The organism is Shewanella sp. CG12_big_fil_rev_8_21_14_0_65_47_15 (assembly GCF_002783505.1).
Lineage (GTDB): Bacteria > Pseudomonadota > Gammaproteobacteria > Enterobacterales > Shewanellaceae > Shewanella.
Genome location: NZ_PFGL01000051.1, coordinates 48,578 through 70,044 on the forward strand (window position 1 = coordinate 48,578; position 21,467 = coordinate 70,044).

Sequence of the window (21,467 nt, forward strand, 5' to 3'; positions counted from 1 at the left end):
TCGATGCTGCTAATCTTATTCAGCGATAAGTGTTAGTAAAATTGAGTGAATCCTAAAGTTTTAAGTTGGTTTTCAAGAAACCTAGCATCTGTTCATAGTATTTCGCTCTATGCTCATCGTTATAAAAACCGTGACCTTCATTATCCATCACCAGTTTTTGGTAGGGGTAATTATGAGCTTTTAGGGCTTTTTCGAGTGATTCGAGTTGAGTTATTGGGGTTCGCTCGTCATCTCCACCATGAACTAGCAACAAGTTCGCTTTGAGCTTGTTGACGTTATAGCTTGGCGACATGGCTTTAAGTGTTTCCAAATTGTTTCCTAGTACATCTGTTTGATAGCTGCTTCCAGATGATGAGTTTGCAACATCACTGTCATCTTTCCATAGTGGTAAATCATAGATACCAGCCATACCTATGGCGCATTTGAATATATCTGGCGCTAATACCGCGCTTTGTAGGGCACTATAGCCACCAAAGCTGCCGCCAGCGATGCAGATACGTTCTTTATCGGCAAAACCTTGGTCTATCACATACTGAGTCGCGTCGATAATATCAAATTGAATATCACTGCCCCATTTTTGGTATCCCGCTATCGTAAAATCTGCTGCATAGCCTCCAGAACCGCGAAAGTTAACTTGTAATACGGCTATACCTTGGTTGGCGATCATTTGGGTTTCAGGATTAAATTCCCACCAATCTCTTCCATTTTTGGGGCCTGTATGCGGGCCGCCATGGGGATTCACCACTAGCGGTAGATTTTTAGCTTCTTTTCCATAGGGTAATGTGAGGTAACCATGGATCGTTTTACCATCGCGGCTGGTAAAACTGATGGGTTTCACCTCGGCCATTTTCTCGGGATCGAGCCATTTTCTGGCGGCGGCGAGATACTCGAGTTTAAGTTTTTTCGTATCAAAGACATAGTAGTCACCAGGATTTCGGTCGTTAAATGCAATGACCACGAGCTTCTCGCCATCCCTAGTTTCGCTGACAATCCGCACTTGGTGACCCGGCAGCGCGGCAAGCAAATCCTTTAGCAGTTTGGCATGGCTGTCTTCGTTATTGACGAAGGCATAGCTTGGGTAACCATTTTCAAACTCAACTGCATAAAGTTGTTTGTTAGTGCCATTTATCCAAAAATTACTCGGATCGACATTTTCATCTTGAATAATCTCGGTCTTATCGCCAGTCTCAAGGTTGATTCTGTACACGCCTAAGGTCTCACCTTGGGTTCGACCTGCTGCATAAATGGTATTTTTACCATCGGCGAAGGAAATGGGGTGAAAATCACTTAGGCCGAGATTGAGTTTATCGGTATTGATCCATTCACCTGCCTTACGGTAAAACACTTTGGTGGTATTTTGACGATCTTCACCGACAACGAAGCGGACTTCACCCTCGTGGTCTGTCATAAAACGTGCTTGACCTATAGGTGAGCCTGTGATGCGTTTGCGTGTGCCATTGAACAAGTCTACGCGATAGACATCTTGTGATAGCTCAAAGTCAAGATTGAGCTTATCACTCCATGGGATTGCATTGACCAGCATATAACGCTCATCATCGGGCAGGGGATCGAGGATAAACGCTGTCGCACGCATTGGGGTGTTTTTCTTGATATTGGAGCCAGTCTGTTGTTCGCCGCTGTTGTAGCCAAAGAGATAGGCCTTACGTGAACCATCGGCATTTACCGCCAGCAACTCGCCGTAGTACTGGGGAACATCACTCCAGCCTTTTAAGTACTCTTTTGCCAAAACCAGTCGTTCACTACTGGCCCACTGATAGTCACCGACCTGGGCATTCCCCGGGAAACGTATTGCATTAAGCAATTTTTTTGTCTGAGCGTCTAAGACTAACAGTACGTTTTTACCCTCAACACTCGTGATTGTGCTGAGGTACTTGCCCGTTGGAGATATTCTTACATGTGAATATTCATCACCTTTACTAAATAATTGCGCCTGCGATAATGCATTCGCGGCCGATGTTTCAGCCGCAAATGTGGCGATAGGCATCATAGGTAAGCAAAGAGCAGCCAAAGCGGCTAATCGAAAGCGTTTCATCCGACATCCTTGTAAATTTATTGTGATTTTTGTTTCTTAAATGATTGTTGAGAATAAAACAAAAGTGAGAGCGAAACAAGGAAGTGCGATAAAAATAAAGGGCGTTAAATAGCGCCCTTTATTTAAGTAAATCATTAACTTTGCAACAGTTGATGTTGGATAAATCGCCACTGTTCATCGAAGTGTGTAGTCGGTTTGAGTTTGAATTCACTTCGTACAAATTGAGCAATTCGGCCTTCGGCAAAGGCTAATAGCAAATTAGCCAATATGGCTTCGTCTAAGTTAAAGCCTTTGCCTTCCCGCAACGTCTTTTCCCGTAAAATTTGCTTTAACTGGGTTTCAATTTTGGCAAATAGTGTACTGATCCTGCTACGGAGACGTTCATTTTCTCCGAGCAGCGCATCCCCATTGAGTACGCGGGAAATCCCCGGATTACGCTCGGCAAAAATCAGCAGTAGCTGTAAAACAAGCTGGCAGCGCTTCATGGTGTCTTTTTCGTCATCCATGATTAAGTTAATGCGCGAGAGCAGTGACTCTTCGATAAATTCGATTAAGCCTTCGAACATCCGCGCCTTGCTGGGGAAATGGCGGTAAAGTGCGGCTTCCGATACACCCACTTCCGAGGCGAGTTTGGCTGTGGTGATCCTTTGTCCGGGACTGGTTTCTAGCATCTGCGCTAGGCATTGCAAAATATGTTCACGACGATTAATTTTTGGGCTTACAGCCATTGCAGTATCCTTGGCTTAATAACGACTAGGGGGATTATTTAGTGCCAGAATGGCCAAATCCACCTTCACCACGATCTGAACTGTCGAACTCATCAACGAGTTTGAATTGGGCCTGTACCACAGGAACAAACACCAGTTGTGCGAGACGATCGCCAATTTCTAAGGTAAATGGGCAATCGCTTCTATTCCAGCAAGACACCATCAAGGGTCCCTGGTAATCGGAGTCGATAAGCCCAACCAGATTGCCAAGTACGATACCGTGCTTATGGCCAAGACCGGAGCGGGGTAAAATCACCGCAGCCAATCCTGGGTCGGCAACATGAATGGCAATCCCCGTTGGAATAAGCCGAGTTTCACCGGGCGCTATCGTCATTGTGGTGTCTATCATGGCACGAAGATCCATACCCGCACTACCTGGAGTGGCGTAAGCGGGCAGGGGGAACTCAGAACCAATACGGGAGTCGAGGATCTTTAATTCAATCGGTGTTTTCATGTATTTGTTTTTTCTTTCACTATCAACGAAAGTAATTGCCGTGCCAGCGTGAGTTTGTCAGTGGCGGGCAAATCTTGGCTGCCTTGCGGCCAGAACACGCGCAGGGCATTGGCATCGGCATTAAAACCAAGTCCTGCGACGGAAATGTCGTTTGCGGCGATCATATTCAAGTTTTTACGTTTGAGTTTATCGCGGGCATAGGTTTCTACATCATGGGTTTCTGCGGCGAATCCCACCACAAAGGGATGGTTAGGTAAGCTCGCAACCGTGGCTAAGATATCAGGATTCCTCACCAGCGCAAGTTGCATTTCTTCCGCCGATTTTTTGATTTTGCAGGTGGCGATGTCGCTAATGCGATAGTCGGCAACGGCGGCGCAGCCAATAAAAATATCTTTTTTATCAACCTTATCCATTACAGCGTCGAGCATATTTTGCGCCGATTCTACATCGATGCGTGTCACGCCTTCGGGAGTGGCTAGATTAACTGGCCCTGAGACCAAAGTCACAGTTGCGCCCATCTCTGCCGCAGCTTTGGCGAGGGCAAAACCCATTTTCCCCGAACTGTGATTCGAAATGTATCTAACGGGGTCGATAGCTTCGCGGGTCGGGCCGGCGGTGATCAGTACCGATTGTCCTAGCAGAGGTTTAGGCGCTGGGGGGTCATTAACCGCAAAAAATTGCGTCGCTAATTCGGCAATATCCAATGGCTCTAACATACGTCCAGGGCCGACTTCACCACAGGCTTGGCTGCCGCTCGCGGGCCCCCAGAGGGTAAAGCCGCGGGCTGTAAGGCTCGCTAAATTCGCTTGAGTTGCCAGATTGCGATACATCTGCTGATTCATCGCCGGACACAGGGCGATAGGCGCCTCGGTGGCAAGACAAGTGGTGGTGATTAATTCATCTGCCATACCGGCATTGATACGGGCGAGTAAGTTGGCCGTTGCGGGGGCGATAATGACCAGATCGGCCCAACGGGCGAGTTCAATGTGCCCCATGGCGGCCTCTGCCGCAGGATCGAGCAAACTAGACGCGATGGGATGTCCAGACAAGGCTTGCAGTGTGAGGGGGGTGATAAACTCCATTGCACTTTGACTCATCACCACGCGCACATCAAAGCCGCGTTCTTTTAGTCGGCGCACTAAATCAGCACTTTTATAGGCGGCTATGCCGCCACCAATGCCCAATAGGACGTTTTTATTTGTCAGGCTCACAGACATCATCCGAGATTGAAATAATGCCGCCAACGATATCACAAAGCGGTCAATTTTAGTGACTATCCCAGTTCAAAAAATCTCGTCCATACTCTGTAAACGGCAAATGGGGGAAATGACAGGAGGTCGTATGGCGATTAAGGACTGGCCAGAGGGAGAAGGACCCAGAGATAAGCTGTTACAAAAAGGGGCTGCACATCTGTCCGATGCTGAATTGCTTGCCGTTTTGCTGCGCAATGGTTTGTCTGGGCTCAATGCGGTGGATTTAGCGCGTTCACTTATCCATGAATTTGGCGGATTAAGAAGCCTACTTTGTGCACCAAAGCATCAGGTGTGTCGACTTCCGGGCGTGGGACCTGTAAAATACGCCCAGCTTCAAGCCGCGGCTGAATTAGCACGGCGTGTGGCACAAGAAAACCTGCAGAGAGGTCAGGTTTTGACAAATCCCGATTTAACTCGGGACTATTTAATGCGACAATTAGCTGACCGCTCCTATGAAGTGTTCGCAATTTTGCTGCTGGATAGCCAGCATAGAGTAATTCAGTTTGTCGAATTATTCCGCGGAACCATAGATTCAGCCTCAGTATATCCACGTGAAGTGGTGAGCTTAGTGCTTGAAAAAAAGGCTGCTGCCGTCATAGTGTGTCACAATCATCCGTCGGGGATTGCCGAGCCCAGTCAGGCTGACCGACGAATAACTGAGCGATTAAAAAATGCGTTAGCAACCATAGATGTATCCTTGTTGGATCATATGGTTGTCGGTGATCGAGAGATAGTTTCTTTTGCGGAACGAGGCTGGATTAATTAATCTAACACTTGATCTTCACTCTGTGATCGTGTATAAAATGCGCCCTCTTTGTGCCTCGGGCGACGGCCATACGAGGCACATTAATGCTCGAGCGTTAAAATTGTTTTTGGAGAAGATTGACATGTCAAGAGTATGCCAAGTTACTGGCAAGAAGCCGATGGTTGGTAACAACCGTTCGCACGCAAAAAACGCGACCCGTCGTCGTTTTTTACCTAACCTGCAAAACCACCGTTTCTGGTTAGAAGAAGAAAAACGTTTCGTACAGTTACGTGTATCTACTAAAGGTATCCGTCTGATCGATAAGAAAGGTATTGAAGTTGTTGTTGCTGAACTTCGTGCCCGTGGCGAGAAGGTGTAATAGATCATGGCTAAAGCTAAAGGTAATCGTGAGAAGATCAAATTAGTTTCTACAGCTAAAACTGGTCACTTCTACACAACTGAAAAAAACAAGCGTAACATGCCAGAAAAAATGGAAATCAAAAAATTTGATCCCGTTATTCGCCAGCACGTTATCTACAAAGAAGCCAAAATCAAGTAATTCTTGGTTAGTGTTTCGAGAAAAGCCCCTTAAATAAGGGGCTTTTTTTTTTGCGTTTTTTTAGCGGTGAGTCATCAAGTTGAGATAATTTTATCGCAAACTTAAGTCATCGAATTTTGCGCCGTACAGTTAAAAAAATGTAAACACTTACTGAAAGTGTAAAATTGTGCGAATGTAAGCACTTTAATGTATTAAAACTGCATTTTAATGAGAATAAATTCTTTATATGTGAATTAAAATGCAATACCATACGCGAAACTTAATGATTCATTCCTGGCGTGTTCATAGTGACGTTGCCAGCTCAAAAATGAGGTGTAAATAACGCGTGCGTACCACTGAACTGGTTGATGGATTTCGTCATTCTGCCCCCTATGTCAATGCTCACAGAGGTAAAACTTTTGTGGTCATGTTGGGTGGTGAAGCTTTGGCTCAAAATCAATTTCGCGCCATCTTAAACGATGTCGCTTTGCTGCACAGTTTAGGGATTAAAGTCGTATTGGTATATGGTGCTAGGCCGCAGATAGATGCTGCCTTGGCTGCCAACGGTATTGAACCTGCTTATCACGAGGGTGTACGTATCACGGATGAAGACTCTCTCAAAGTGATCAAACAAGTGGCGGGTGCGCTGCAGTTTGATATCACCGCACGTTTGTCGATGAGTCTAAGTAACACGCCCATGCAAGGCGCGCAAATTAACTTAGTCAGCGGTAATTTTGTGATTGCTCAACCGTTAGGCGTGGATAATGGCATCGATTTTTGTTTGAGTGGCAAAGTGCGTCGTATCGATGTGCAAGGCTTAAAACGGCAGCTAGATAATCACTGCATCGTATTGATGGGGCCGATTGCCGCTTCGGTTACCGGTGAGAGCTTTAACTTAACGGCGGAAGAGATTGCCACTCAAGTGGCGATTAAGCTTAAAGCCGATAAGATGATTGGTTTTAGCTCACAGAACGGTATTCTCGATCGTAACGGTGATGTGATTGCCGAGTTAATGCCCAATGATGCGCAGAATATTCTTAATAAGCTTGCCGAGCAAGGCTCCGCCTGTGTGGGCACTATGGCTTTCTTGAAGGCGAGCATTGATGCCTGTCGCAATGGTGTACCGCGTTGTCACTTGGTCAGTTATCTCGAAGATGGTGCGCTGCTGCAGGAACTGTTCTCCCGTGAAGGTATTGGTACTCAAATTGTGACTGAAAGTGCCGAGCGATTACGCCGTGCTTCGATCGCCGATATTGGTGGGGTGTTGAACCTTATCCGTCCATTGGAGGAGCAAGGCATTCTGGTGCGCCGTAGCCGTGAGCAACTCGAGATTGAAATCGAGCAGTTTATGCTGATTGAGCGTGATGGCTTAGTGATTGGCTGTGCCGCGCTTTATCCTTTTGAAGAAGATAATGCCGGTGAGTTTGCTTGTCTTGTGGTGCACCCCGATTATCGCGATGCCGACCGTGGTAGCCTGCTGCTGAAGAATATTATTGGCCAAGCGCGCAGCCGTGGTTATTCACGCTTGTTCGCGCTGACAACACGTAGCATTCACTGGTTTTTAGAGCATGGTTTTGTGATTGAAGATGTGGAAGCGCTGCCGCAGAAGAAAAAGCAGCTGTATAACTATCAGCGCCGTTCAAAAATTCTCGCCCTCGATCTCTAAGCCGTTCTAAATCAATTCAATCAATGCCAGCGAGTGCTGGCATTTTTATCTTTAACGCTGTAGATAGGGTTCCTCGCCTAAAGTAGAGCAATGCTCTTACATCCTTTACGCTTGTACCTTCTTGCGTTTATAGGCCATGTCTAAGGTAAAGATGAGCAGTGCGCTCCAAATAAAGCCGAAGGTCACGCCTTTTTCTGCATCGAAGGGCTCATTAAATAGACTCACCGCGAGGATGAACATGATACTCGGGCCGATATATTGGAAAAAACCGAGCATAGACAAAGGAATGCGGACCGCCGCCCCCGCAAAACACAGCAGAGGGATAGTGGTAACAATACCCGCCGCCATCAGCAGTAAGTTTAAATGCCAATTGTTGGTTAGCATATTGGCGGTCGCCGCATCCAGCGTTGTAAGAAGATAAATTAACGCAACGGGCAGTAAAAGCGCGGTTTCGACCAGTAGACCTGATTTTGCATCTACATTCACTTTTTTGCGTAATAGGGCGTAAAAGCCAAAGCTGCCAGCCAGTGCGAGCGAAACAATTGGGATGGAACCAAATGAAATCAGCTGGATTAGCACTCCGGCGCTGGCAAGTGCTACGGCAAACCATTGCAATTTACGTAATCTTTCCCCTAAAAACAGCATGCCCAGCAATACATTCAATAGTGGGTTGATAAAGTAGCCTAAGCTGGCATCGAGCATATGATCATTATTGACTGCCCAAATGAAAATCAACCAGTTGCCCGCAATGAGTATCGAAGTGACCGTGAGCACCATCAGTTGCCTAGGCTGTTTAAAAAGTTGGCGTAATTTTTCAAAACCGCCGATAAACATCATGATGATCACCATAAACACAAATGACCAAATTACCCGATGAAGTAAAATTTCGGTGGCGGAAACCTGTTGGAGCAGTTTGAAATATAAAGGTGCAAAACCCCACATGCAGTAAGCACTGACGGCGAGTAGGATCCCTTTGCGGTATTCATGGTCTGGCATGGGGCATCTTCGAAGGACAACAAGACCGCGATTGTAGGTGGGTCTGTTGTCTGACTCAAGGTATGTCTTAAAGACTTTTTGGTTACAGAATATCTCGGTAGCGTATTTTAGGGTTGATAGTAATAAATATAATTTATTAATCAATGCATTGAAGTTTGAATAGTCTACTGTCAATCACGAGAGCGTTAACCTACCATATAAGTACCAGTTCCAAATGCGATATGTGTGCCTTGTTCATTATGCAACTCCATCCGGCACACCGACACCCGGTTGCCAGCTCGGATCACGCTGCCCGTGCCGGTAAAGATTTGGCCACGTCCCGGCCTAAGGTAATCGACCCGCATATCAATCGTCCCCAGAGTTTGCAGGCGTTGTTGTAATTCTTCGATTGTCCAATCTTCACGGCTTGCGACCAGCCCTGCAAAGGCTGTGAGTCCGCCGACCACATCGAGCACCGTCGCCGTGACACCGCCGTGGAGAATTTGTTGGTGAATATTGCCGATAAGCTCAGGTTTCATATTGATCACTACCTCTACGCCATCGATATCGTAGCGCTTAATATCGAGTCCGAGCAGATTATGAAAAGGTACATGTTGATCAAATACTTCTGCGACACGTTTTAATACCTCGGCTTGGATCTGGGTCGTCATTATGTCCATCCTTGTGGCGAAATTGAGCTTAATTGGGTTTCTTATCGATACTTATCTGTCGACAAGTGCGGCTTAGAGCAATTAATCTACAGTGAAGCTAACGATAAATGCAACTCTGCTGCTCAGAGGAAACGATGCCAACTGGCGATCCAATATTGACGCAAGACAGGAGCGGTTCAGTCCTTTAGAATAAGCCCCTCACTTTTTAGATAGAAGATCCATGGAAAAGCTCGTACTCGACATACATGATGATCCCCTTTCCCAGCGTCTCGCACAGGTATTTGGCTACCGTGACTTTCGAGATGGGCAGCGGGAGGTGATAGAACGTGTCTGCGGTGGGCAAGATTGCTTAGTGATCATGCCGACTGGTGGCGGTAAGAGCCTATGTTATCAGCTGCCAGCGCTACTGATGGATGGCATCACTATTGTGGTATCACCATTGATTTCCTTGATGAAAGATCAAGTCGATAGCTTATTGCAAACCGGTGTCGCTGCGGCTTATCTCAATTCCTCTTTGCCACGGGAGCAGAGTGCCGAAGTGTTAAGGCAGCTGCGCCATGGTGAATTAAAGCTGCTTTATGTGTCACCTGAGCGCTTATTAACGGCTGATTTTGTTGAGCGCATGCAGACCATGCCATTGGCGATGTTTGCTATCGACGAGGCGCATTGCATTAGCCAGTGGGGTCACGATTTTCGCCCAGAATATGCCGCGCTCGGTCAGTTAAAACAACTCTTCCCCTATGTGCCTATGATGGCACTGACTGCTACGGCGGATCAGGCGACACGCCAGAGTATTTGTGAGCGTTTAGGTATCGATCCCTACCGGTTATTGTCGAGTTTTGATCGGCCCAATATTCGCTATACCGTAGCCGAAAAACTCAATGCAGCTAATCAGTTACGGCATTTTCTAACGCAACAGAATGGCACCAACGGGATTATTTACTGTAGCAGTCGCCGTCGTGTCGACGAAGTGGCCGAACGTTTATGTCTGCAAGGTTTTAATGCCAAGGCTTACCATGCGGGAATGACCCAGGAAGACCGTGGTGCAGTACAGGATAGTTTCCTTAAAGATCAAATCGATATCGTGGTTGCCACTGTGGCCTTTGGCATGGGTATTAACAAATCGAATGTGCGTTTTGTGGTGCATTACGATATTCCTAAAAGTATCGAGGCTTATTATCAAGAAACGGGCCGAGCAGGCCGTGATGGGCTCGATGCAGAAGCTTTTATGTTGTTCGATCCCGCCGATATTGGTCGGGTGCGGCATTTGATTGAACAGTCCGAGCCTGGGCCGCAGCAGCAGGTCGAATTCCATAAACTCAATACCATGGCTGCCTTTGCCGAGGCGCAAACCTGCCGCCGCCAAGTGTTGCTGCATTACTTTGATGAGAGCGCGCTAGAGCCCTGTGGTAACTGCGATATTTGCCTCGATCCGCCTAAACGTTATAACGGTACCGAAGATGCACAAAAGGTGTTGTCATGTATTTTCCGTTTAGGGCAACGTTTTGGTATTAATCATTTGATAGAAGTATTGCGTGGCTCGAAAGGCGCACCGATAGTCGACAGGGGACATGACAAGCTCACGACTTGGGGAATAGGCAAAGATAAGAGTCACGAGTATTGGTTGAGTGTGATCCGTCAACTGATTCATTTGGGGCTAGCGAGCCAAGATGTGACCCGAGGTTCATCTATTATCTTAAACCCATCGGCAAGGCCTGTGCTCAAAGGTGAAGTAGCATTAATGCTCGCCGAACCGCGTATTCAGTTAACGACCACAAAACGTAAGGTGAGCCAGTCTAAGGCACCGCTGAATTATGATCGTAAATTATTCGCGCGGCTAAAATTGTTGCGTAGAACCATTGCCGAGCAACAGGATGTGCCGCCGTATTTAGTGTTTAACGATGCGACGCTCGCGGAAATGGCGGCCATGATGCCAACGAGTGCGGGGGAAATGCTCGCAGTCAACGGGGTGGGCGAGCGTAAACTGAGTCGTTTCGGTGACGCATTTCTGGATGAAATTGCCGCTTACTTAGCGGGAGAATAGAGATGTTGAGGGCATTCTCCGACTTTCAATTTCCCTAGTTGATTAATACTTGCGCGTTTAATTAACGACTCTAAGGTATCAAATTGTTGTAACACAGCGATGCCGATATTCACTCGGCTTGAACCCTGCCAGGGTTGAATCGTTGTCGTTAATTGGTTCACCACCCGCTGAGCACCAACCGTAGACGTGTGGGGGAGGAGGATGACCATTTCGTCCATAGAGTAGCGGATGAGTTTGTCCTGTTCGCGTAGCTTGTGTAGCAATTCATCTTGGAGTGGCGACATATCAACCTGACGTATCTGGCAGGCGTTAAAAAGTAATAACGTCAGTGGGTAATTTCCCTGTTTTGCACTGTGGAGTGCCATTTCGAGTTGTTCTAATGGTGATAGTGGTTGCTCATCTGCACTTAAACTCGGGGCACGATTATTCTGTTTATCGATAAAAAACCAAATAGCGCCGCCTAATATTGCCATAATCACCAAGAAGAGCGTGCTATATGCCCAATCGAGATCCAGTTCTTGGAGGAGAGAAGGATTATTGATGGTGCTGTCCGTTGTTACTTGTTGGATACCTTGCTGGTTGAGGCGTGCTTTGAACTGCAAAATACGGGTATGGCTCATGGCCTGATTTGTAAGTTCTGCCACTTGAAAGCGTTTAAGTAGGTATGCATGGGCCTGTTGAAAATCCCCTTTTCGAGTGTAATAGTCATCCAAAATTCCATAGAACCATTTAAGATCAGAGTATTGCTTTAAATTTTCCCCCTGCTCAATAGCGGATTTCATTAGGGTTAAGGCCGCTTCGTCTTGATCTTGGGCAAAACGTATTTGAGCCAGTAGCCGAGTCGATAGCATCACTGCTAATTGTTGATTTTGTTTTTTGAAGGTATTGATGGCGATGGAAATATACTCTTCAGCTGTGTCGATACGGCCTTTATCGAGCGCGATCGAGGCTAAAATGGCATAGCTGTAGGCGAGTTCCAGTGGAGAGCCGAGTTCAGGTAATAGCGCTTTTGCTTGTTTTTCGAGTTTATCACTGTAGTCAAACTCTTGATTATCGAAAGCGATTCTTGCCGCATTGCATAAAGTGAAGTGCAATACTTTCCCTTTGGCATCTGTACTCTGTAAAGCAAGATTTGTGTAATACATGGCTTGGGGGAAGTCATGGGTTGCGTAGAGTAAATTGCCCATGGCCGCATAAATATAGGCCTGCGGTGGCCACACCCAATTTTGGGGTTGAGTATGTAGATCAGGATAAATATCGATGGCGAGCCGCAAATCTTCGATGGCGGAAGAGAAATTATCCGTATTGGTATCGAGTTGACCCCTGAGACGTAGTGCATCTACGAGTGCTTGGGGTTGTTGATAACGGCGGGCAAGGGTGATCGCCGAATCGAGCAAAGGTAGGGCATTTTGAATATTATTGTAATTGAGGTTGGCGTCGGCTTGGCAGATCAAAAAATAGGGGCGCGCTTGATCTAGCTTGAGTTGCTTAGCTTTTGCCTCGCCTAATTGAGCGAGATTAATGGCTGCTTCGTTCTCACCTAGCTGCAGTAGGTTTTGGCATTTTAAAATGCTAACGCGTAACCTATCTATATCTGTTGAGTTTTCAGGAGTTTGTTGCTTTTCTAATGTGGAAATCTGAGTGAAAGCTTTAACTGGATACTGATAGACAAGTTCAGTCAACTTATCTAATTGTTCGCTAGCACTGGCCCCATAGGGAAACAGCCATAACAGCAGGCTCAGCGCAAAGATGCGAAAATCCATTTTTTGCTCCATAAAATGCGTTTGATCACGTATCCGTAACTGCGGGTGGCGATTATAACTTTTTCAAATCATTTTTTGCATAAAAAACTGTTTTTTTCTTTAGGGTGAGGCTCAACTCATTGTATCGATTTTTCTGCACTAACAGCGGGTTAATTATGGGGGAACGATCACTTTTTTACGAATAAAACACGTCAATATTTGCTTTGAGACGAAAAAATCACTGGAACATGAAAAAATTAGGGTTGACACTCTCGGCTAGGCAAGTTAAATATTAACCGTCCTAGATTATTTGAACAGAATAAATATTTAAATAAAATGAATAGAATTAGCAGCAAACTCGATCTCCTCCTCTCTCTCCTCGCGGTTTATACGCGGAGGTCTTAGTGTTGCACGCTCGATGAATAGGCAAAGCATTCACAAACCCCGCACCAATGTTGCGGGGTTTTTTGTATCTGAATACGGCAAAAGTTAAATAATGAACGGTGACGTTCCATGGAGAAGCGAGATGTCTAACAGAGTCATTATATTTGATACGACCTTACGAGATGGTGAGCAGGCGTTAGCCGCAAGCCTTACGGTCAAAGAAAAGTTACAGATAGCCATGGCGCTGGAACGTCTAGGTGTTGATGTGATGGAAGTGGGGTTTCCTGTGTCGTCACCCGGTGATTTTGAATCCGTGCAGACCATAGCGCGCACCATCAAAAATAGCCGCGTTTGTGCGTTATCCCGCGCACTTGAAAAGGACATTGATGCCGCGGCGCAGGCCTTATCTGTCGCTGACCAATTCCGTATCCATACCTTTATCTCGACCTCGACGATTCATGTGGAGAGCAAGCTGAAGCGCTCCTTTGACCAAGTGTTAGAGATGGCCGTAGGCGCCGTGAAATACGCCCGCCGTTTTACCGATGATGTGGAGTTTTCCTGTGAGGATGCGGGACGCACACCCATCGATAATCTGTGCCGCATGGTGGAGGCCGCTATTCTTGCTGGCGCGCGTACCATTAACATTCCCGATACTGTCGGTTACACAGTGCCAAGCGAGTTTGGCAATATCATTCAGACTCTATTTAACCGCGTGCCGAATATCGACCAAGCGGTGATCTCAGTGCATTGCCACGATGACTTAGGTTTATCTGTGGCTAACTCAATAACCGCAGTGCAACACGGTGCTCGTCAAATCGAATGTACGATCAATGGTATAGGTGAGCGTGCGGGTAACTGTTCATTGGAAGAGATCGCTATGATTCTAGCGACGCGCAAGGGCATGTTGGGTTTGGAAACAGGCATTAACGGCAAAGAAATCCACCGTACTTCTAATTTAGTCAGCCAGTTATGCAACATGCCAGTACAGGCGAACAAGGCGATTGTGGGTGCCAATGCGTTCACCCATTCGTCGGGCATCCATCAGGATGGCATGTTAAAAGCGCAAAATACCTATGAAATCATGACACCCGAAAGCATAGGTTTGAATCGCAATAACTTAAATATGACCTCGCGCTCGGGTCGCCATGTGATCAAGCATCGCATGGAAGAAATGGGCTATAGTGAGCACGATTACAATATGGATACTCTGTACGAAGAGTTCCTAAAATTGGCCGATAAAAAGGGCCAAGTCTTTGATTATGATTTAGAAGCATTAGCCTTTATGGAAGCGCAGGCCGAAGAAGACAATCACTATCAATTGCAGCAATTAGTGGTGCAGTCTGACTCTACCGAAGGCGTTGCCACCGCTACCGTTCGTATCGAAGTCGGCGGCGAAGTTAAAACCGAAGCCGCAACCGGTAATGGTCCCGTCGATGCCGCCTATAACGCCATTGCCCGTGCAACTGACTGTCGTATCGACATCATCAGCTACAAGTTAGGCGCTAAGGGCGTAGGCCAAAATGCCTTAGGTCAAGTGGACATTACCGCCGTTTACCACGAGCAAAACTTCCACGGTGTAGGTTTAGCGACAGATGTGGTTGAAGCCTCGGCGCGCGCCTTAGTGCATGTGATGAACTTAACGTGCCGTGCAGACAAGGTCGCCGATTACAAACAAAACATGCAAAAGAATCGAGAGCTAGGCGGCGTCTAGTCGCTAAAAGCACCCAAAGAATAGCAAGGTCGAGCATAAAGCATTCACATTTAAAGGAGTTGGCTGGCGTATGAGTTATCAAGTAGCTGTATTAGCAGGGGACGGGATCGGCCCAGAAGTGATGGCAGAGGCGCGTAAAGTGCTGCGTGAAGTAGAGGCGCGATTCGATTTAACTATCGAATATACGCAATACGATGTCGGCGGTATTGCCATCGATAACCACGGTTGTCCACTACCCGATGCCACGCTAAAGGGTTGTGAAGCGGCCGATGCGATTCTATTTGGTTCAGTCGGTGGCCCTAAGTGGGAAAAACTGCCGCCAAATGAGCAACCTGAGCGCGGCGCGCTATTGCCTCTGCGTGGTCACTTCGAACTGTTCTGTAATCTGCGCCCCGCCAAACTGCACGACGGCCTAGAGCATATGTCACCGCTGCGCAGTGATATTTCTGCCCGTGGTTTCGATGTTTTATGTGTGCGTGAGCTAACCGGCGGCATTTATTTTGGTAAGCCTAAGGGCCGCCAAGGCGAAGGCGAGAATGAAGAAGCCTTCGATACCATGCGTTATAGCCGCCGTGAAATTAGCCGTATCGCCCGCATCGCCTTTGAAGCCGCCCGTGGTCGTCGTAAAAAAGTCACCTCAGTGGATAAAGCCAACGTACTGGCTTGTTCAGTGTTGTGGCGCCAAGTGGTTGAAGAAGTGGCGGTTGATTTTCCCGAGGTCGAGCTGGAACATATCTATATCGATAATGCGACCATGCAGCTGCTACGTCGTCCCGATGAGTTCGATGTGATGCTATGTTCTAACCTGTTCGGTGACATTTTATCCGACGAAATCGCCATGTTAACGGGGTCTATGGGCTTGTTGTCCTCGGCGAGCATGAACAGCACTGGCTTTGGTTTATTCGAACCCGCGGGTGGTAGCGCGCCGGATATCGCAGGCAAAGGGATTGCCAACCCAATCGCGCAAATTCTGTCGGCGGCATTGATGTTGCGCCACAGCTTAAAACAAGAAGCAGCGGCGAGTGCGATTGAGCGCGCCGTGAGCAAAGCCTTGAACTCTGGCTATTTAACCGGTGAGTTATTGAGCAGCGACAAGCGTAGTGAAGCGAAATCGACGGCAGAAATGGGTGACTTTATCGCCAATGCTATAAAGGAAGGTGTGTAATGACGAACGCAAAGACCTTGTACCAAAAAGTATGGGATGCCCATATCGTTGCTTCTCCCGAGGGCGAAGCGCCGGTCATTTATGTCGACAGACATTTAGTCCATGAAGTGACGTCACCGCAAGCGTTCAGCGGTTTGAAGGTGGCGGGCCGCAAACTGCGCGCGCCGGAAAAAACCTTTGCCACTATGGATCATAATACTTCAACCCGTAGTGCCAGTTTAGATGCCCTAAGTCCGATGGCGCGCACTCAGGTGGAAACCCTAGCGCAAAACTGCAAAGACTTTGGCGTGCGCTTATACGACATTCACCATCCTAATCAAGGGATTGTGCATGTGATGGGGCCCGAACTTGGCATTACCTTACCGGGCACTGTGATTGTCTGTGGCGATTCCCATACCGCCACCCATGGCGCCTTTGGTGCATTGGCGTTTGGTATTGGTACATCGGAAGTTGAGCACGTGTTAGCAACCCAAACCCTGCGTCAGTTAAAAGCTAAGACCATGAAGATTGAAGTGCGTGGTCATGTCACCGATGGCGTGACCGCCAAAGATATCGTCCTCGCTATCATTGGTAAAATCGGCATGGATGGTGGTACTGGCTACGTGGTGGAGTTCTGCGGCGAGGCGATTGAAGCCCTGTCGATGGAAGGTCGCATGACAGTTTGCAACATGGCGATTGAAATGGGCGCTAAGGCGGGCATGGTCGCGCCGGATCAAACCACCTTTGATTATTTAGCAGGTCGCGAATTTGCGCCAAAGGGCGAAGATTGGGCAGAGGCTGTTGCTTACTGGAAAAGCATTAAAACCGATGACGGCGCCGTGTTTGATGCTGTCGTTGAGTTAGATGCCGCCGACATTGCGCCGCAATTGACTTGGGGTACTAACCCAGGCCAAGTAGTGGCAATCGATGGCAAAGTACCCGATCCCATAAATGAAGCTAACCTAAGCACCCGAGCTAGTATGGAAAAGGCTTTAGAATACATTGGCCTGAGTGCGGGCACACCGATGACGGACATCAGCATCAACAAGGTATTTATCGGTTCTTGTACTAACTCACGGATTGAAGATTTACGCAGTGCCGCCGTACATGCCAAGGGCCGTAAAGTGGCGAGTGGTGTCACCGCGATTGTCGTACCTGGTTCTGGCCTAGTGAAAGCGCAGGCTGAAGCCGAAGGCTTAGATAAAATCTTTATCGAAGCGGGGTTTGAGTGGCGTTTACCGGGCTGTTCTATGTGTTTAGCGATGAATGACGACAGATTAGAAGCGGGCGATCGCTGCGCCTCGACCAGTAATCGTAACTTCGAAGGTCGCCAAGGTCGCGGCAGTCGCACCCATTTGGTGAGCCCTGCGATGGCCGCAGCCGCTGCGGTCGCGGGGCATTTTGTCGATATTCGTAAACCTTACTAATTACCGTAAACCCAAGAGGAGAAGTTAATGCAACCTTTTACAACCCATACCGGGCTTGCGGTCATGATAGACAGCACCAATATCGATACGGATCAGATCATTCCGAAACAGTTTTTGTCTAAGGTGACGCGCGATGGTTTCGGCGTGCACTTATTTCACGACTGGCGTTATTTAGATGATGCGGGCGATGTGCCCAATCCTGAGTTTTCATTGAACCAGCCTCGTTATAAAGGCGCGTCGATTCTTTTGGCACAGGAAAACTTTGGTTGTGGTTCAAGTCGCGAACATGCGCCTTGGGCGCTGGCGGACTTTGGCCTACGCGCCATTATTGCCCCGAGTTTTGCCGATATTTTTTACGGTAACTCAATCAATAATGGCCTATTACCTGTGGCGTTAACCCACGCGCAGGTGCGCCAATTAATGGATGAAGTGGCGGCAGAAGCAGGAGCACAAATTACGGTTGATCTCACAAGCTGTAAAGTGATTTCACCGTCGGGGGCTGAGTTTAGTTTTACCCTGGCAGAGTCGGCGCGACATAAGTTACTCAACGGTTTAGATGCGATTGGCTTGACCTTGTCCCATGCTGCGCAAATCAGTCAGTACGAAACTCAAATCCAAGGCTGGCGCCGCTAAACTTTCAGCGCACATATGTACCATCTAATGGATGTTGATAATGCGCCTAGATGAAAATCTAGGCGTTTTTGTTGCTGCCTATTAAATGTCTATCAGTTAACGTGTTGTATTTAACGTTTATTTAAACTGATTGTTCTATCTAAATATAAAATCATTCAGACGTTAGTGATTTATGCTAAATGCGGTTAAGAAAAATGAGTTACAGTTGTTTATGGTTTTTATTTTTATAATTAATTGATATTAATGAATTTATAAATTTTATTGCTTTTGTGCATTTCTCCAATAGCGAGTTTTAAGTCTAATAATGACTGTGTTTTGATGTTTGAATATTGATCTTTATCACTAAAAATATCCAATATTGGAATTTATTTAGTTTTTTCATCTGTTTTATCTCCTTTGGTTGCAAACATCTTCTGCATAAGTAAACTGCTGCGCATTCAATCTGGAGTGTTTGCTCTATTTTGCCTGAACGCCGCAGTACTCATTTAAGTAGTACAGATAACAATAAGATGATTAGAGAATAATGATGCAAAAACGTCTTCTGACTTTGGCTGTCACTGCAGCCTTGTTAAGTTCAACGACTCAGCTCCATGCCGCTGGTTTTCAACTAGCCGAATATTCTGCTACAGGGTTAGGCCGTGCCTTTGCGGGTGAAGCCGCTATGGCGGATAACGCTTCGGCTCAAGGTCGAAATCCAGCCATGCTGACCTACCTTGAGGGTCGTCAGCTCTCTGCGGGTGGCATCTATGTGATGCCAAACGTCGATGTGACCGGCGAGGTCAGCCTTAGCTCGCCGTTGCTTGGCCCAGATCCTGTCGTTATGAAAGGTGGCGATGCTCTGGATGTGGCCGATGACGCACTGGTGCCAAATTTTTACTACTCAAATCAGTTAAATGACCAATGGACTTGGGGCCTAGCGGTAAACTCTAACTATGGTCTCGCCACTGAATTACCTGCGACCCATGCCGCGGCCATTTTTGGTAATAAGACTTCGGTAACGACCGTTGAGTTTAATCCCAATATCGCCTATCGCATCAATGATGCTGTTAGCGTAGGTGCCGGTGTGCGAATCGTTTATGGTGAAGGCGAAATCGGTGCCTCATTACCCGGTTGGGTCGATGGTATCAAACCGGCTTTGCCTCCTCAGGTTGCTGGTATGTTACCTCCTGGTGGCACTGAGCTGAAAAGCATGAAGGGTGATGATGTGGGTTACGGCTGGCAGTTAGGTGCAAGCTGGCAAATTAACCCCGCTCACCGTTTAGGTTTTGCTTACCACAGTGGCGTTAAATTAGAGCTAGATGGACACGCTTCAGGTGTGATTTATACCGGCGGCCAAGATGTGTCTATCGAAGGTTATTTACCCCTTGAATTGCCCGCTTTTGCAGAGATAGCTTCCCATCACCAATTGACCGACAACTGGGCCATGCATGCGAGCGTGAACTGGACCGATTGGAGTGTATTCGATCAACTGGCGGCGTATTTCCCCGGCGAGGTTAAGCCTAAGGGCGGTTTAGAGTCTGATTTAGTGAAAGAAGAACACTTCGAAGATAACTGGCGCTTCGCGCTGGGAACCACTTACCAAGTAAATAATGCTTGGTTAGTGCGTGCCGGTGTCGCTTTAGATAAAACCGCGGCGCAGGACGAGTGGCGCACAACCACAATTCCAGACTCTGACCGTCTGTGGTTCTCTGTGGGTGCAGGTTATCAGGCGACTAAGAATCTGAACCTTGATTTCGCTGTGACCTATATCAAAGCAACAGGCGATGCGCCCATCAACGAGCAACAAAATCTATTGAATCTAGCGACTGTTAACTTTAACGGCGAAGCAAGCGGCGATGTGTGGCTTGCGGGTATCCAGATGAGCTACAGGATGTAAGCTATTCGTAGTTTTAAAAAAGCCCTGAATCTTCAGGGCTTTTTTGTTTTATTCTTGAGGTGGTTTTGGATCTTCAGGCTCATGGGTTCGATGGATACCTAAACTGCCGAGCACATATTTTTCATAGATGGGCTCACTCGTTCCGTGGCGAACTTTGTAGAGGAAATATTTCTCAAAGGCAATTTTGGCGACATGTACCCATTTACCCATGGAGGTCCAGTTAGCATTGCGCGGTGGATTTTGGGGTAAAGCGACAAATGCGGCGCCTTTGTCGCCCATATCGGCCAGACAAATCGCATTGAGTGTGGGTTTAGTGTTGGGAGACTCGCCTTTTAAGCTGGCGAGAATATTATCCACAATCGCGGTGGTCATGGATTCGATCATAAAGCCAGTCTTAGGCACACCAATAGGAACGGGGGTTTTTTCCAGTGGCGGCAGCGCCACACAGACACCAGCGGCAAAGATCTCGGGATAACGTGGTGAGCATTGATAGCTATCGGTCAATACAAAGCCCTTTTCATTACAGAGTTCGGGCACGGCTGCAATCGCTGCGCTGCCCTTGAAAGGCGGCAGAAACATGGCGAGCGAGAAAGGTAGCTCATGTTGAAACTCGACTTCACCTCTTCTATCTAGCTCATCCACATAGGCCATGCCTGGCTCGAAGTGAGTGGTTTTTGCATTGCAAATCCATTTGATACTTCGCTCTCTAAACTCATGTTCCATTAAGGACTTAGAATCACCAACGCCACCTAATCCCATATGGCCAACATAGGGTTCGCTGGTGACAAAAGTGATGGGAACATGCTGGCGAATTTTATGTTTTCTCAATAAATGTTCGAGTGATAACACATATTCGTAGGCGGGCCCGAAGCAACTGGCTCCTTGTAATGCGCCAACCACGACGGGGCCGGGTGAGGCGAGTAGTTGCTGAAAACACGCGTAGGCTTTTTCCGCATGATCTAAAGTACAGATAGATTGAGTGAAACCTTCGGGACCCGCACCAGGCACATTCTCGAAGGCGAGTTTGGGGCCTGAGCAGATCACAAGATAGTCATAGTGGTCGGTGCTGCCGTTGCCTAGAGTGAGCTGACGCTTAATAGGATCGATATGGGTAACGCCTTCACCCGAGTAACTGATCTTGCGCTTATTCAAGTAAGCGCCTATCGGCAGGCTAATTTCATCACGTGTTCGTTCCCCCAGGGCAATCCAAGGATTGGATGGAACAAACTGAAAATAGTCTCCTTCACTGATCACACCTACTTCGCAGTCGGCCGGAAGTCGTTGCTTAAGCTCAAATGCGGCGGAAACGCCACCCAGTCCTGCACCTATCACTATCACTCTTTTCATCATGCATTCCTTCAAACAGATTAAATCATCAATGCGT

General features: G+C 47.4%; 18 protein-coding genes. 10 read left to right on the forward strand and 8 right to left on the reverse strand.

What is annotated here, in order from left to right; genetic code table 11:
* Positions 1-52 precede the first annotated feature (52 nt).
* The 4 genes from COW15_RS14370 to coaBC all read right to left on the reverse strand — a co-directional run bounded on the left by COW15_RS14370 (position 53) and on the right by coaBC (position 4,494).
* On the reverse strand, positions 53-2,053 hold the full coding sequence (locus tag COW15_RS14370) for a S9 family peptidase (protein ID WP_293633204.1): 2,001 nt from the start codon (positions 2,051-2,053) through the stop codon (positions 53-55).
* A gap of 134 nt (positions 2,054-2,187) precedes the next feature.
* The gene (gene slmA / locus COW15_RS14375) at positions 2,188-2,781 is read right to left on the reverse strand and encodes a nucleoid occlusion factor SlmA (RefSeq protein ID WP_007651298.1); all 594 of its coding nucleotides are present in this window, start codon (positions 2,779-2,781) and stop codon (positions 2,188-2,190) included.
* Positions 2,782-2,815: 34 nt separating this feature from the next.
* Entirely contained in the window at positions 2,816-3,274 is a 459-nt protein-coding gene (gene dut / locus COW15_RS14380) for a dUTP diphosphatase (RefSeq protein ID WP_253989318.1), read from the reverse strand.
* The gene (gene coaBC / locus COW15_RS14385; protein WP_293633235.1) at positions 3,271-4,494 is read right to left on the reverse strand and encodes a bifunctional phosphopantothenoylcysteine decarboxylase/phosphopantothenate--cysteine ligase CoaBC; all 1,224 of its coding nucleotides are present in this window, start codon (positions 4,492-4,494) and stop codon (positions 3,271-3,273) included. The genes dut and coaBC overlap by 4 nt, the downstream gene beginning before the upstream one ends.
* 121 nt (positions 4,495-4,615) lie before the next feature.
* Between coaBC and radC the strand changes: the two genes are divergently transcribed.
* From radC to argA, 4 genes are all read left to right on the forward strand, one after another.
* Positions 4,616-5,293, forward strand: coding sequence for a DNA repair protein RadC (radC, locus tag COW15_RS14390; protein ID WP_007651295.1), 678 nt, complete (start codon positions 4,616-4,618; stop codon positions 5,291-5,293).
* Between the two features lie 121 nt (positions 5,294-5,414).
* Entirely contained in the window at positions 5,415-5,651 is a 237-nt protein-coding gene (gene rpmB / locus COW15_RS14395; protein ID WP_006079870.1) for a 50S ribosomal protein L28, read from the forward strand.
* A gap of 6 nt (positions 5,652-5,657) precedes the next feature.
* A complete protein-coding gene (gene rpmG, locus COW15_RS14400) occupies positions 5,658-5,831 on the forward strand; it encodes a 50S ribosomal protein L33 (RefSeq protein WP_006079871.1) in 174 nt (57 codons plus the stop codon).
* 325 nt (positions 5,832-6,156) lie between these two features.
* Positions 6,157-7,476, forward strand: a complete 1,320-nt coding sequence (argA, locus tag COW15_RS14405; RefSeq protein WP_293633205.1) for an amino-acid N-acetyltransferase — start codon at positions 6,157-6,159, stop codon at positions 7,474-7,476.
* A 105-nt stretch (positions 7,477-7,581) separates the two neighbouring features.
* Here argA and rarD read toward each other — a convergent pair whose 3' ends face one another.
* Together rarD and COW15_RS14415 are read right to left on the reverse strand one after the other, a co-directional pair.
* Complete coding sequence (rarD, locus tag COW15_RS14410) at positions 7,582-8,472, reverse strand: EamA family transporter RarD (RefSeq protein ID WP_293633206.1); 891 nt, start codon at positions 8,470-8,472, stop codon at positions 7,582-7,584.
* Positions 8,473-8,657: 185 nt separating this feature from the next.
* On the reverse strand, positions 8,658-9,122 hold the full coding sequence (locus COW15_RS14415; protein ID WP_293633207.1) for a thioesterase family protein: 465 nt from the start codon (positions 9,120-9,122) through the stop codon (positions 8,658-8,660).
* A gap of 220 nt (positions 9,123-9,342) precedes the next feature.
* On the opposite strand from COW15_RS14415, the gene recQ reads away from it, so the two are divergent.
* The gene (gene recQ / locus COW15_RS14420) at positions 9,343-11,166 is read left to right on the forward strand and encodes a DNA helicase RecQ (protein WP_293633208.1); all 1,824 of its coding nucleotides are present in this window, start codon (positions 9,343-9,345) and stop codon (positions 11,164-11,166) included.
* Here recQ and COW15_RS14425 read toward each other — a convergent pair.
* The gene (locus tag COW15_RS14425) at positions 11,148-12,929 is read right to left on the reverse strand and encodes a diguanylate cyclase (RefSeq protein ID WP_293633209.1); all 1,782 of its coding nucleotides are present in this window, start codon (positions 12,927-12,929) and stop codon (positions 11,148-11,150) included. The genes recQ and COW15_RS14425 overlap by 19 nt on opposite strands.
* 505 nt (positions 12,930-13,434) lie before the next feature.
* On the opposite strand from COW15_RS14425, the gene leuA reads away from it, so the two are divergent.
* The 5 genes from leuA to COW15_RS14450 all read left to right on the forward strand — a co-directional run bounded on the left by leuA (position 13,435) and on the right by COW15_RS14450 (position 20,083).
* Positions 13,435-15,003: a 2-isopropylmalate synthase gene (gene leuA / locus COW15_RS14430; protein WP_293633210.1), complete on the forward strand. Its 1,569-nt coding sequence runs from the start codon at positions 13,435-13,437 to the stop codon at positions 15,001-15,003.
* 70 nt (positions 15,004-15,073) lie between these two features.
* The gene (gene leuB, locus COW15_RS14435; RefSeq protein WP_293633211.1) at positions 15,074-16,168 is read left to right on the forward strand and encodes a 3-isopropylmalate dehydrogenase; all 1,095 of its coding nucleotides are present in this window, start codon (positions 15,074-15,076) and stop codon (positions 16,166-16,168) included.
* Positions 16,168-17,574, forward strand: a complete 1,407-nt coding sequence (gene leuC, locus COW15_RS14440) for a 3-isopropylmalate dehydratase large subunit (RefSeq protein WP_293633212.1) — start codon at positions 16,168-16,170, stop codon at positions 17,572-17,574. The genes leuB and leuC overlap by 1 nt, the downstream gene beginning before the upstream one ends.
* Positions 17,575-17,601: 27 nt before the next feature.
* Entirely contained in the window at positions 17,602-18,207 is a 606-nt protein-coding gene (leuD, locus tag COW15_RS14445) for a 3-isopropylmalate dehydratase small subunit (RefSeq protein WP_293633213.1), read from the forward strand.
* A gap of 526 nt (positions 18,208-18,733) precedes the next feature.
* Complete coding sequence (locus COW15_RS14450; RefSeq protein WP_293633214.1) at positions 18,734-20,083, forward strand: outer membrane protein transport protein; 1,350 nt, start codon at positions 18,734-18,736, stop codon at positions 20,081-20,083.
* A gap of 48 nt (positions 20,084-20,131) precedes the next feature.
* On the opposite strand, the gene COW15_RS14455 is transcribed toward COW15_RS14450, so the two are convergent.
* Complete coding sequence (locus tag COW15_RS14455; RefSeq protein ID WP_293633215.1) at positions 20,132-21,430, reverse strand: FAD-dependent oxidoreductase; 1,299 nt, start codon at positions 21,428-21,430, stop codon at positions 20,132-20,134.
* Positions 21,431-21,467: the final 37 nt, after the last annotated feature.